This window comes from Rhizobium laguerreae (genome assembly GCF_002008165.1).
Lineage (GTDB): Bacteria > Pseudomonadota > Alphaproteobacteria > Rhizobiales > Rhizobiaceae > Rhizobium > Rhizobium laguerreae.
Genome location: NZ_MRDM01000010.1, coordinates 557,157 through 569,358, shown reverse-complemented (window position 1 = coordinate 569,358; position 12,202 = coordinate 557,157). Strand labels below are relative to the sequence as shown.

11 protein-coding genes and 1 tRNA gene are annotated in these 12,202 nt (G+C 60.4%); 6 read left to right on the top strand and 6 right to left on the bottom strand.

From position 1 onward, the window contains the following. Positions 1-15: 15 nt before the first annotated feature. The 5 genes from pstB to phoR all read right to left on the bottom strand — a co-directional run bounded on the left by pstB (position 16) and on the right by phoR (position 6,263). Positions 16-831: a phosphate ABC transporter ATP-binding protein PstB gene (pstB, locus tag BS630_RS11310; RefSeq protein ID WP_077977475.1), complete on the bottom strand. Its 816-nt coding sequence runs from the start codon at positions 829-831 to the stop codon at positions 16-18. A gap of 16 nt (positions 832-847) precedes the next feature. Further along, positions 848-2,170, bottom strand: a complete 1,323-nt coding sequence (gene pstA / locus BS630_RS11305; protein ID WP_025393033.1) for a phosphate ABC transporter permease PstA — start codon at positions 2,168-2,170, stop codon at positions 848-850. After that, the gene (pstC, locus tag BS630_RS11300) at positions 2,167-3,648 is read right to left on the bottom strand and encodes a phosphate ABC transporter permease subunit PstC (RefSeq protein ID WP_077977474.1); all 1,482 of its coding nucleotides are present in this window, start codon (positions 3,646-3,648) and stop codon (positions 2,167-2,169) included. The genes pstA and pstC overlap by 4 nt, the downstream gene beginning before the upstream one ends. Positions 3,649-3,811: 163 nt before the next feature. Then, positions 3,812-4,846, bottom strand: coding sequence for a substrate-binding domain-containing protein (locus BS630_RS11295; protein ID WP_017958845.1), 1,035 nt, complete (start codon positions 4,844-4,846; stop codon positions 3,812-3,814). A 193-nt stretch (positions 4,847-5,039) separates the two neighbouring features. Further along, complete coding sequence (gene phoR, locus BS630_RS11290) at positions 5,040-6,263, bottom strand: phosphate regulon sensor histidine kinase PhoR (protein ID WP_077977473.1); 1,224 nt, start codon at positions 6,261-6,263, stop codon at positions 5,040-5,042. A gap of 241 nt (positions 6,264-6,504) precedes the next feature. Here phoR and ppk2 point away from each other — a divergent pair, with 241 nt between their 5' ends. Further along, on the top strand, positions 6,505-7,386 hold the full coding sequence (gene ppk2 / locus BS630_RS11285; RefSeq protein WP_020048334.1) for a polyphosphate kinase 2: 882 nt from the start codon (positions 6,505-6,507) through the stop codon (positions 7,384-7,386). Positions 7,387-7,451: 65 nt separating this feature from the next. Here the strand turns inward: ppk2 and BS630_RS11280 are convergent, their stop codons facing one another. After that, a complete protein-coding gene (locus BS630_RS11280) occupies positions 7,452-8,651 on the bottom strand; it encodes a regulator (protein ID WP_077977472.1) in 1,200 nt (399 codons plus the stop codon). Between the two features lie 285 nt (positions 8,652-8,936). Between BS630_RS11280 and BS630_RS11275 the strand changes: the two genes are divergently transcribed. The 5 genes from BS630_RS11275 to BS630_RS11255 all read left to right on the top strand — a co-directional run bounded on the left by BS630_RS11275 (position 8,937) and on the right by BS630_RS11255 (position 12,071). After that, positions 8,937-9,896, top strand: a complete 960-nt coding sequence (locus tag BS630_RS11275; RefSeq protein ID WP_077977719.1) for an NAD(P)H-dependent flavin oxidoreductase — start codon at positions 8,937-8,939, stop codon at positions 9,894-9,896. Positions 9,897-10,015: 119 nt separating this feature from the next. Next, a tRNA-Thr gene (locus BS630_RS11270) sits at positions 10,016-10,091 on the top strand. Between the two features lie 399 nt (positions 10,092-10,490). Further along, positions 10,491-11,135 (top strand): DUF433 domain-containing protein, encoded by a 645-nt coding sequence (locus BS630_RS11265; protein ID WP_077977471.1) that lies wholly within the window; start codon positions 10,491-10,493, stop codon positions 11,133-11,135. A gap of 18 nt (positions 11,136-11,153) precedes the next feature. Then, positions 11,154-11,495: a DUF5615 family PIN-like protein gene (locus tag BS630_RS11260; RefSeq protein ID WP_077977470.1), complete on the top strand. Its 342-nt coding sequence runs from the start codon at positions 11,154-11,156 to the stop codon at positions 11,493-11,495. A gap of 165 nt (positions 11,496-11,660) precedes the next feature. After that, positions 11,661-12,071: a hypothetical protein gene (locus BS630_RS11255; protein WP_077977718.1), complete on the top strand. Its 411-nt coding sequence runs from the start codon at positions 11,661-11,663 to the stop codon at positions 12,069-12,071. Positions 12,072-12,202: the final 131 nt, after the last annotated feature.

Below are 12,202 nucleotides of genomic sequence, written 5' to 3'. Positions count from 1 at the left end.
TTGGTGTCGCCAAAATTAACCGAAGCGACCCATGATGTAGTCCTGGGTGCGCGGATCGTCGGGATTGGTGAACATCTTGTCGGTGTCGTTCTCCTCGACGAGATTGCCGAGGTGGAACATGGCGGTGCGCTGCGAGACACGCGCGGCCTGCTGCATGGAGTGGGTGACGATGACGATCGTGTAGTTCTCGCGCAGCTCGTGGATCAGTTCCTCGACCTTGGCGGTGGCGATCGGATCGAGCGCCGAGCAGGGCTCGTCCATCAGGATGACTTCAGGGCTGACGGCGACGGCACGCGCAATGCAGAGGCGCTGCTGCTGACCGCCCGACAGGCCGGTGCCGGATTCGTGCACGCGGTCCTTGACCTCGTTCCAGAGGCCGGCGCGCTGAAGGCTGGTCTCGACGATCTGGTCGAGATCGGCCTTCGACTTGGCAAGGCCATGGATGCGCGGGCCGTAGGAGACGTTTTCATAGATCGTCTTCGGGAACGGGTTCGGCTTCTGGAAGACCATGCCGACGCGGGCGCGAAGTTCGACGACGTCAATATCGGGATCATAGACATCGTCGGTATCAAGCGTGATCTTGCCGGTGACGCGGCAGCCGTCGATCGTATCGTTCATGCGGTTGAGGCACCGCAGGAAGGTCGACTTGCCGCAGCCGGACGGGCCGATCAGAGCGGTTACGGTGTTTTCGCGGACGTTCAGGCTCACATCGAAAAGCGCGCGCTTCTCGCCGTAGTATACCGAGACATCCTTTCCGATCATCTTATAAGGGACGTTGCTCATCTTCTGATCCAGCGCCTTTTCAACTGCAGCTTCCGTCAACATGTTCATGATCTTGTAACTCCGTTTACCAGCGGCGCTCGAAGCGACGACGCAAGAGGATGGCGCCCATGTTCATGACGATCAGGAACAGGAGCAGGACGATGATGGCACCCGAAGTACGCTCAACGAAGGCACGTTCTGCCTCGTTGGCCCACATATAGACCTGTACGGGCAGAGCCGTCGAGGGATCGAGCGGTGTCGTCGGCGCATTGGCGACGAAGGCGACCATGCCGATCAGGAGCAGCGGCGCGGTTTCGCCGAGCGCGTGCGCCAGGCCGATGATCGTGCCGGTCAGGATGCCCGGCATGGCGAGCGGCAGCACATGGTGGAACACCATCTGCATCTTCGAAGCGCCAAGGCCGAGCGCTGCGGCGCGGATCGACGGCGGCACGGCGCGCAGTGCCGCACGCGTCGCGATGATGATCGTCGGCAGGGTCATCAGCGTCAGCACCAGGCCGCCGACCAGCGAGGCCGAGCGCGGCAGGCCGATGAAATTGATGAAGACGGAAAGACCGAGCAGACCGTAGACGATCGAAGGCACCGCGGCGAGGTTGTTGATGTTGACCTCGATCAGGTCCGTCAGCTTGTTCTTCGGCGCGAACTCCTCGAGATAGATCGAGGCGGCGACGCCGATCGGCAGAGCGAGCACGAGGACGATCAGCATCAGGTAGAGCGAGCCGATCAGGGCGACGCCAAGGCCTGCGGCCTCCGGACGGCTGGAATTGCCGTTGACGAAGAGGCCGGTGTTGAACTGCTTGTGGAGAGCGCCGCTCGCCTTCAGCTCGTTCATCCAGCCGACCTGCTTGTCGTTGACCTTGCGGTTCTTCTCATCGACCGAGAGGTCGATCTGGGCCTTGTTGGCGCTGTCGACATTGGCGTCGGCGAGCACCGTGACATTGACCGTCTTGCCGATGATCGACGGATCGGCGATCACCATATCGCGCAGCTGGATCGGCGCACTCTTCGACAGCATGGCGGTTGCATCGCGCACGTCGGGACGGCTCGAGGCATTGATGTTCAGCTGCTTGACGATCGCGTCACGCAGGAGAACCGGATAGTTGGCGGCGATCAGCACCGAAGGGTCGGTCGCACGCTTGTTGTCGGGGTCGATCGTCTTCTCGACGAATTCGATCGGCAGGGTGATCGCCGTCTGCTGGAAGGCGGTATAACCTTTGCCGATCACCGTCCACAGCAGGATGAAGAGGAAGACGAGACCGAAGGTGATGGCGGCGATGCCATAGGCCTGGAACCGGCGCTCGGCGGCATAGCGGCGCTTGATGCCGATATCGCGGCGCGCGGGCGCCTTGGAAACGGTGACGCCTGATGTGGGAGAAACAATATCCGTCATTCGTACTGCTCCCGGTATTTGCGCACGATGTAAAGCGCATAGATATTGAGGCAAAGCGTGATGCAGAACAGGGTGATGCCAAGGGCAAAGGCAACCAGCGTCTGCGGCGAGGTGAACTCAAGGTCGCCGGTCAGCTGGTTGACGATCTTGACCGTCACCGTCGTCATCGGCTCGAACGGGTTGATCTGGATGCGGGCGGCCACACCGGCGGCCAGCACGACGATCATGGTTTCGCCGACGGCGCGCGAGGCAGTCATCAGCAATGCGCCGACGATGCCGGGAAGGGCTGCGGGCAAGACCACCTTCTTGACGGTTTCGGAGCGTGTGGCACCAAGACCGAGCGAACCGTCACGCAGGGACCGCGGCACGGCGGTGATGATATCGTCCGACAGCGAGGACACGTAAGGGATCAGCATGATGCCCATGACGATACCGGCCGTCAGAACGCTCTGCGCCTGAATGAAATTGCTGTAGTTGCCGGACAGAAGGCCGCTGACCTGAGCGGAGAAATCGCGCAGGAACGGACCGACGGTGACGAGCGCGAAGAAGCCGTAGACGATCGTCGGAATGCCGGCGAGCACTTCCAGCAGCGGCTTGGCGACCCCGCGCACCTTCGGCGAGGCGTATTCGGCCATGTAGATGGCGGCAAACAGGCCGACCGGCACGGCGACCAGCATGGCGACCAGGCCGATATAGATCGTACCGAGCAGCAGCGGGATCAGCCCGAACTGACCGAAGGACGAGCTGCCGGCGCCGGCAAAGCGCGGATCCCAGACGGTGCCGAAGAAGAAGTCCATGGCGGGAACGGCCGTAAAGAAGCGAGCGGCTTCCGACAGCATGGAGAGCACGATGCCGATCGTCGTCAGAATGGCGATCGAGGAGGCGAGCAGCAGGCCCCAGAGCATGACGCGCTCGACCCGGTTGCGGGCGCGGAAGCGCGGAGCGATGGAGCGCAGCGCATAGAAGGCGCCGGCAATGGCGAGCGCGAAGACGATCGCCGTCATGGCGATGCGGCTCGTCAAGCTCATGGCGTTGAGCGTCCTGGCGGCGTCGATCATGTAAGGCAGCGGCTGGCCGGCAAGCGGCACGCCCTTTTCGAGGAGCTTGGCCTGAAGCGCAGCTGGATCGTTGCCGACCGCCGCAGTTTCATCCGAGGTCAGCATCGTCAGGCCGCGGGCGACCGTCGCCACCGTCGAATAACCAAGATCCTGCTCGACCGAGACCTGAGCCTTGATGTCGTCAGGGAAAGCGCTGCGAACCGAAGACTGGATGATGCCGGGGCTGATGGAGAGCCAGAGGCCAAGGACGATGAGGGCGGGAAGAACTGCCCAGATCGCCGCATAGGCGCCGTAATAGGCCGGCCGTGAATGCAGTGCGGAGGATCTGCCTCCGGCAAGCGCCGTGGCACGGTTGCGCGCGACCAGATAGGCGGCGACTCCGATCACCACAAGGCACAAAAGTATGATGGATGTGCTCATTCGTTACGTCCCCAGGCCCATAGCCCCAAAAAGCCCGGCAGCTTCGTCAGCTGCCTTCAGCTTCCAATCATGGAGAAGGAATTCAACCCTGCAGCGGACATGCCCGGCAGGGACATAAGCAATGCCGGCGCGGGCTGAAAGGCACCGCGCCGGCAAAAATTCATTACATAGCCTTACCGGCTTCGACTTCCTTGCGGATCGCTTCGCGCTCGGCATCCGGAGCGGCAACGAGGCCGTATTCGACGAGCGGGCTGTCAGGACCGATCATCTGGTCGGATACGAAGAAGTTGACGTATTCCTTCAGGCCCGGAACAGCGCCGAGATGTGCCTTCTTGACGTAGAAGAACAGCGGGCGGGAAACCGGGTAAGTGCCGTTGGCGATCGTTTCGGTGGACGGAACGATACCGCTCATCGAAGCAACCTTGAGCTTGTCGGCGTTGTTTTCATAGAAGGAAAGGCCGAATACGCCGACGCCGGTCTTGTTGGCGGCGATGCGCGCCAGCGTTTCCGGATAGTCGCCGTCGATGTCAACGGCGACGCCGTCCTTGCGGACTGCGACGCAGGCCTTGCCCTGGGCAGCCTTCTCGGCGATTTCCTTGGCGATGACGTCGGTTGCGCCAGAGGCCTTGCAGCCGGCAGCGAGAACGTTCTGTTCGAAGACTTCGCGGGTGCCGTGCTTTTCGCCCGGAATGTAGGCAGCAATATCAACAGCCGGAAGCTTCGGGTTGACTTCCGACCACTTCTTGTAGGGGTTGGCGACGAGCTTGCCGTCGACGACGACCTGGGCTGCGAGGGCCTTGTAGATATCGGCAGGAACGTAAGCGAGATCAGGGTTGGAAGCGTCGGTTGCGAAGACGATGCCGTCATAACCGATCTTGACTTCCTGGATGTCGGTTACGCCGGCAGCCTTGCAGGCTTCCAGTTCGTTCTTGTTGATCGGACGCGATGAATTCGCAATATCGATGGTGTCTTCGCCAACGCCCTTGCAGAATTCCTTCAGACCAGCGCCCGAGCCGCCGGATTCGACGACCGGCGTCTTGAAGTTGGTGAAGGTTTCGCCGAAGGACTCGGCAACGATCTTTGCGTAAGGCAGGACGGTGGACGAACCAGCGACCTGAATCTGGTCGCGGGCGACGGCAGCGCCAGCGAAAGCAGCAGTTGCAGCGAGCGCGGCAACGGTGAGCTTGAAGGTGTTCATGTAAATCTCCCGCATTGGGCTTGTGTGAGTGCGGCCTTAGAGAGGCCCTCGCATTGCCTTTTTTCATCGGCGGGACTCTCTTAGCTCTTGAAGCCTCGTCCTTTTATGTCAAATCGATGAAACATTTGTGACAGTATAAGTTGTTGATTTAAAATTATAAAATCATGCAACGTATAAGTGTTGCGACATATCGTTAGAAACGGACGGTAAAATCGGTGCCTTTGCCGACTTCCGACTTGACGATCAGCCGCGCCCGGTGGCGGGTGAGGATGTGTTTGACGATGGCAAGGCCGAGGCCGGTGCCCTTCTTTGAGCGGCTGTCCTCGATGCTGACGCGGTAGAAGCGCTCCGTCAGCCGCGGCACATGCTCGGCCGGGATGCCCGGGCCCTTGTCGACGATGCTGACCTCGACCGGCTGGCCGGTGCCGTTCTTCAGCCAGACATCGACGACCTTGCCCTCCTGGCCGTATTTGCAGGCATTTTCCATCAGGTTCTCAAAGACCTGGACAAGTTCGTCGCGGTCGCCCAGCACCTCGACCTTGCCGTCGGGCAGATGCAGATTGATGTCGACGCCGACATCCCTTGCCAGCGGTACAAGTGCATCTCTGACATGGCCGAGCAGCGGCACCAGATCGATCTTCTCATCCGGCGCGATATGCGATTTCAGCTCCAGGCGCGAGAGCGACAGCAGATCGTCGACCAGCCGGCTCATGCGCGTCGTCTGGTCGAGCATGATGTTGAGGAAACGCGCCTGCGCCTTCAGATCGTTCTTCGCCGGCCCCTGGATGGTCTCGATGAAGCCGCGCAGCGAGGCAAGCGGCGTGCGCAGCTCGTGGCTGGCATTGGCGACAAAATCCGACCGCATGCGGTCGATGCGGCGGACCTCCGAAATATCGCGGAAGGACAGGATGAAATAGCGCTCACGCGGCCCGTCTTCGGCTGCGAATTCTATGGGCGCGCTGCGCACGATATAGACGCGCTCGGAGGGCAGCCGCTCGGCATGCTCTATCTGGTTCGGCGCATTGGTGGCGATGGTTTCGCGCACCATGTCGAGCACGCCGGGCGAGCGCATGCGGGCCGATATATGGGCGCCGAGCACCACCTCGCCGAAGGCCTTTTCGGCAGCGCGGTTCTGGAAGAGCACCGAGGCGTCGTCCGACAGCACCATGACGGGGATATCGAGGCCGGAGAGCGTGGCGGAAACTTCAGGCAGCCGGCTTGGTGGCGCTTCCGGCTCGATCTCCACCGGCGGTGCCGGCTCGGCCTCGATGGTGGGCGCCTCGTTGAAAAGCGCCGTGAGGATCATCACAAGCAGGAGGACAAGCACCACCCACTTGTTCATGCCGGCGGCAAGCGCGGCGAGCGCGCTGAGGATTGCCGCAAGCAGCACCGGCCGTTCGCGCTTTATGCGCGCCAACAGGCTTTTTCTCCATGGAGTTTCGTCTGGCAAGTGCCCTCGCGGCGTCGATTCGTTTTTCTTATATTGGAACTCTGCCTGATAGCGGCAATTCATGACAGAAGTTTTCGGGCTGCTGCTCAGATGCGAAAGACCGCAGCCGAAACCCGCGGATAATTGCCGGCGGGTCGCGAAAGATTTGATTTTCAACGGCAACTATGTTGGCCTGCGGGAGAAAAGCGATCAGGCTGAGGAGGATCATATGGACGAGGACGTCGAAAACAGGGCCGTGGAGCTGGAGATCCGCGGCAAGAAGCGCATCTTCGATGTCGACGATCCCACCCTGCCGGCCTGGGTGGACGAACGCGCGCTGGAATCCGGCGACTTTCCCCACAAGAAGAAGCTCAAGGAAGAGGACTATCTGGAGCAGCTGGAAAAGCTGCAGATCGAACTCGTCAAGGTGCAGTTCTGGCTGCAGGCGACTGGCAAGCGGGTGATGGCGCTGTTCGAAGGACGGGACGCTGCCGGCAAGGGCGGCGCGATTTCGGCCTCCTCGGCGAATATGAACCCACGCCTTGCGCGGGTCGTGGCGCTGACCAAGCCGACCGACCGCGAGCAGGGACAATGGTATTTCCAGCGCTATGTCGCGCAATTTCCGACGGCTGGCGAATTCGTGCTGTTCGACCGGTCCTGGTACAACCGCGCCGGCGTCGAGCCAGTCATGGGCTTCTGCACGCCGCAGCAATATGAGGATTTCCTCAAACAGGCGCCGCAGCTCGAAAAGATCATCGCCCATGAGGGCATCTTCTTCTTCAAATTCTATCTCGATATCGGCCGCGAGATGCAGCTCAAGCGTTTCCACGACCGCCGGCACGATCCGCTGAAAGTCTGGAAACTGTCGTCTATGGATATCGCGGCGCTGACGAAATGGGACGATTACAGCGACAAGCGCAATCGGATGCTGAAGGAAACCCATACGGATTTCGCGCCCTGGACGGTGATCCATGGCAATGACAAGCGGCGGGCGCGCCTCGAACTCATCCGCCACATGCTGAACAAGATGGATTATGACGGCAAGGACAGACAGGCGCTCGGCACGGTCGACGCGGAGATCATCGGCTCAGGGCCTGGCTTTTTGAAATAGGGCTTCGGAAACAGGCTGGCTTCCTCAAATCGAAGCCGGGGTCACCGGCTCTGCCGGGACCGGGGTCACTGTCCCGGCAGGATGCGGATGGCGAAGAGGTTGATGCCGCGCGCCTTGCCGTCGAGATCGCTGTTGATCGTCAGCGTGCCCGGCGAATTCGGCGCGAGCGAGCGGTCGAACTTGACCTGCAGCAGTGCATCCGACTTTTCCCGGGTGACGTTGAAGCGATGACGGGCGCAATTGCCAAGCGTCTGGAAATTGCATTCGACGGTGATCTGCGTCGGCTCGTCGGTGGTGGATTGCAGCGTCAGCGCGATCGTCGAGGATTTGCCGGCAAGCTGCTGCAGCACCGATGGCGGCACGCTGATCGAGACATTGCCATCGGCTGCACCGCTTTCGGAAATCAGCCGGACGGCGGGGCCGTCATTCTCGGTGATCTTTTCGGTGCGCGCCCGCGGGCCGCTTTGCATCTTGTCGGCGTCCTCAGGCTTGAACAGCGGGATCCAATCGGCCGAAAAACTGTTCTGAGGATCGATGGTCACCGGCTGATCGGTGTGAGAGCCCGCATTCCCGGCGCTGTCGTCATTGCCGGTAAAATCCTCCGGCTGCGTGCTTGCCGGCGGATTGGCAACGCTGGTGTCGCGCTCGGCCGCCGTCATCAGCAGGCCCGATGTATGCGCCCACCAGGCGCCGATGCCAATGAAGGCGAGCAGCACGCACCAGACGAGGAGCCGCGAAAAGAATTTGCGCGGCTTGCGGCGGCCTGCCGCCCGCTCCGGGCGGAAATCCATATTGGTGGCGCGCTGACCGCGGGCAAGGCGTTCCTCGCCGACGGGAGCGACAGCCAGATGATCGGCATTGCCGGCATGCACGTCGTGGAGGCTGGACTCGTCGCCGCGGCTGAAAGCCACCTCAGGGGTGCGGGTTTCGCCCACAGGCACGGGATTTTCGATAAGGCTGTCAATATCGGCGACATCACCGCGGGGAACCGGCGGTGCGGGCATTTCTACGACCGGCGGCACGGGCACTTCAGGCGGCCTCTGGCGGGGGTGAAGGCGGTCGCGCTCCTCGCCTTCGATGGCGTGAATGGTGCTTTCCAGGCGGTGGCGGTGATGGGCGACGACTTCGGTGTCGGTGATATCCTGCTTGCGCAGACCGGCTTCCAGCGCCTGGCGGGCCGACTGATAGATCCTCGCTCGAACCTCCGGATTGTCGCGATCGGAATTCTCGAGCGCTGTTCTGATGGCCGTTTCTAATCCGCTCACATCCAGTCCTTCAGCTTGAACTCGGCATCGGACTGCAATCCCTGCCGTTCTCCATCAAAATTCGGTAACGGCAAGTGCGGCAAACCGCAAGCCTTGCGGGCCCTGCTGCCATCGATCGACGGAGATATCGGCAGCTTTCACCGCTTATGGGCCTTATTCTATTAGCTTTCTCGGACGTATATATTCGGGCTGAAATCGACGAAGGCATGGCAGCCGGTCTTTTATCGCCTTTTCATCTCTGTTATGAGATTGACGTTTTCGTAAACGTCAATGGAGGTGATGACCTTGGCCCTGCCCCCGATCCTGAGGGATAAACTGAGACTACCAGTCATCGGCTCGCCGCTCTTCATCATCTCGTATCCGGCACTGACGCTGGCGCAATGCAAGGCGGGCATCGTCGGAGCGTTTCCGGCGCTGAACGCCCGGCCGGAAAGCCAGCTCGACGAATGGCTGGCGGAGATTACCGAGGAGCTTGCCTGCCACGACGCCGCCCATCCGGAGCGGCCGGCGGCGCCCTTCGCGGTCAACCAGATCGTCCACATGTCGAACAAGCGGCTGGAGCACGACCTTACGCTCTGCGTCAAATACAAGGTGCCGATCGTCATCTCCTCGCTCGGCGCCGTGCCCGAGGTCAATGCCGCCGTGCATTCCTATGGTGGCATCGTGCTGCATGACATTATCAACAACCGCCATGCCCATTCAGCGATCCGCAAGGGCGCCGATGGGCTGATTGCGGTCGCTGCCGGCGCCGGCGGCCATGCCGGCACGCTCTCGCCCTTCGCCCTTGTCCAGGAAATCCGCGAATGGTTCGACGGGCCGCTGCTGCTGGCAGGCGCAATCGCCACCGGCGGCGCCATCCTCGCCGCAGAAGCGATGGGCGCCGACATGGCCTATATCGGCTCGCCCTTCATCGCCACCGAAGAGGCGCGCGCCGCGGACGCCTACAAGCAGGCGATCGTCGAAGGGGCCGCCGGCGATATCGTCTATTCCAATTACTTCACCGGTGTGCACGGCAACTATCTCAAGTCCTCGATCGTGGCTGCCGGCATGGACCCGGACAACCTGCCGCTTGCCGATGTCTCGAAGATGGATTTCGAGCAGGCTGTCGGCGGCGCCAAGGCCTGGAAGGACATATGGGGCAGCGGCCAGGGCATCAGCGCCATCAAGGCCGTCGAGCCGGTGGCAAATCTCGTCGACCGGCTGGAGGCCGAATACAGGGCAGCGCGTGCCCGGCTGACGCTGTGACGCGCCTTCCCGCCCCTCCCGTCTTTTTTGCCAAAGCCATGACAGGGTGCTTGAAATCTTCCAACAATGCCTGTATCAGCGCCATGCAAATCGCAGGCCGCATGCTTCGGCCGTGAAACGCCGCTTTAGCTCAGGTGGTAGAGCACATCATTCGTAATGATGGGGTCGCAGGTTCGAGTCCTGCAAGCGGCACCATTTTCCCCGCCGTTGACACAATGCCGACCGTTTAACGTCACTGTGACGCAAATCCAGACGGTGAGATTTACTCTGAACCCTCCATAGTTGATCCCAGGTGACAGGCTTGATCCCGTTCAGCCCCTCCCGAGTTACGCCGTGAGTTTTTTGGACAGGCCCAGTACCCGTTTTGAGCGCATCTAATTTAGAGCGATCGCGCGTTGTATGTTAAGATGTTTTGTTACGCGTCACGTAACGGCGCACGGCGCGGGTATGGCGAGCGAAACGGGCAGAAGCCTAAAGGCACGGTATTTTTCCTGTTATTTTCAAAGACTTGTAGGTGTCCCAATTGCCCTGCGCAAAAAAGCAATATGGATATTTTAACCGGATAGGACTACTTATCATTTGAAAGAGGCAATCATGGTGCAAGATAAGGAAAATTCTGTCATTGCGGCGTTCACCGAGGAGCAGGTGGAACGGCTGACAGGTGTTACCTTGCGCCAACTCAGGCACTGGGATCGGACTAAATTTTTTGTTCCGACCCTTGCTTATGAGGATAGAAGTCAGCCCTTTAGTCGCTTGTATTCTTTTAGGGACTTGGTGTCGCTGAAGGTCCTGAGTGCACTACGCAATGATTCGAAAGTTTCCTTGCAACATCTTCGCGGGGTTAAAGACAAGCTCGCTCATCTTGGCGATGCACTCTGGTCTAAGACGACGCTGTATGTGCTCAAGCGCAAGGTCGTTTTTGACAATCCGGAAAGCAAAACGAAGGAGGAAGTCCTTTCAGGCCAGGGCGTCCTGCAGATTCCGCTGGAGGTTGTGACCGGGAACATGAAGGATGCCGTCGCGAAGATGAAGGAGCGGAAAAGCTCCTCTGTCGGTAAAATCGAGTCGAAGAAAGGTATTGCGAACAGCAGGCCAGTGATCGCCGGAACGCGGATTCCGGTAGACACGATCAAAGCTTTCGCAGCCGAGGGATATTCCATCGAAAAGATCCGGATGGAGTATCCCACCCTCACTACCGAGGACATTCTCGCCGCCATCAGCTATGAGGCGGCTGCTTAATGATCAGGGGATGTCGGGTTGCGCTTCTTCCTTGATGCGAGCGTGCCCGATTCCGTTGGCCAGGTGTTGTCAGCCGCCGGCCACGAAGTCATTTATCACCGCGAGGCGCTTGAAGAGGGTGTGAAAGACCCTGTTGTTTGCCAGACCGCTTCGGCCAACGATGCAATCTTGGTCGCGGTCGATAAAGATATGAAGCAGCTTACCAGGCGGTTCGGGGTCACGGATGAGCGGTTCAAGAACCTTTCCATGGTCTTTTGCGGCTGCAGTATCCCAGTCTCCGCGAACCGCGTTGAACAGGCTCTTTCCTCGAACATGAGTGGGTGTATTCCAAGCAGAAAGTCGGGCGGCGCTTGCTGGTGAGATTACCAATCATCAGATTTCAACACATCGCTAGATCCCGACATTTAACCTGCTTCTCCTCCTCCGCGGCTCCCATCAACCGACCGTGAAAATCGCAACTACGACAGGAACAATGCCCCCACCGATCAGGTTCTCTCCCTTGAGACAACAAGCATGGAGAAAATCATGTCCTGCAAGTTCATCGCGATATCACTGCTTTCGATCGGTCTAGCCGGCCCGGCGCTGGCGCAAACGGCCGGTGGGGCGGATGCCAATGGGCGGCTTTCGGTGGCGCCGGTTATCGGTGGATCGGGGAGTTCGGGCGGCGGTTCCGCAGGCGCCGGGTCGACTGGTACTGGTTCTGTCGGCGGCAGTGCAACGGGCACAGGGTCTGTCGGCACCGGGTCGGCGGGCACTGGTTCTGTCGGCACCGATTTCGGCACCACTGGCAGCACGACGGGCAATGGCGGCGTCAATCTCAACAGCGGCCGCAGCACGATCAATCCCGGCGGGGTTAATCCCAACCTGCAGCAGACGCCGGGTTGCACCAGCGGAAGCGCGGATACCGGCTCGCTCGGCGAGGCATGCCCGCAATGAGGATGAGGTGATTGTTCACCTTACCTTCTGACAAAACGAAGGCCCGGAGCGGAATGGCACCGGGCCTTCGCTTTCGGCCGAAACTTCCCTGACATCACGCGAAAACAACCGGTGCTGTCAGAAACCGGTCG

Excerpts from the sequence above, each read along its gene's own strand:
- BS630_RS11255 (WP_077977718.1), top strand. The coding sequence starts at position 11,661 with ATGTCCTGCAAGTTCATCGCGATATCACTGCTTTCGATCGGTCTAGCC.
- pstA (WP_025393033.1), bottom strand. The coding sequence starts at position 2,170 with ATGACGGATATTGTTTCTCCCACATCAGGCGTCACCGTTTCCAAGGCG.
- ppk2 (WP_020048334.1), top strand. The coding sequence starts at position 6,505 with ATGGACGAGGACGTCGAAAACAGGGCCGTGGAGCTGGAGATCCGCGGC.
- pstC (WP_077977474.1), bottom strand. The coding sequence starts at position 3,648 with ATGAGCACATCCATCATACTTTTGTGCCTTGTGGTGATCGGAGTCGCC.
- BS630_RS11265 (WP_077977471.1), top strand. The coding sequence starts at position 10,491 with ATGGTGCAAGATAAGGAAAATTCTGTCATTGCGGCGTTCACCGAGGAG.
- BS630_RS11295 (WP_017958845.1), bottom strand. The coding sequence starts at position 4,846 with ATGAACACCTTCAAGCTCACCGTTGCCGCGCTCGCTGCAACTGCTGCT.
- pstB (WP_077977475.1), bottom strand. The coding sequence starts at position 831 with ATGAACATGTTGACGGAAGCTGCAGTTGAAAAGGCGCTGGATCAGAAG.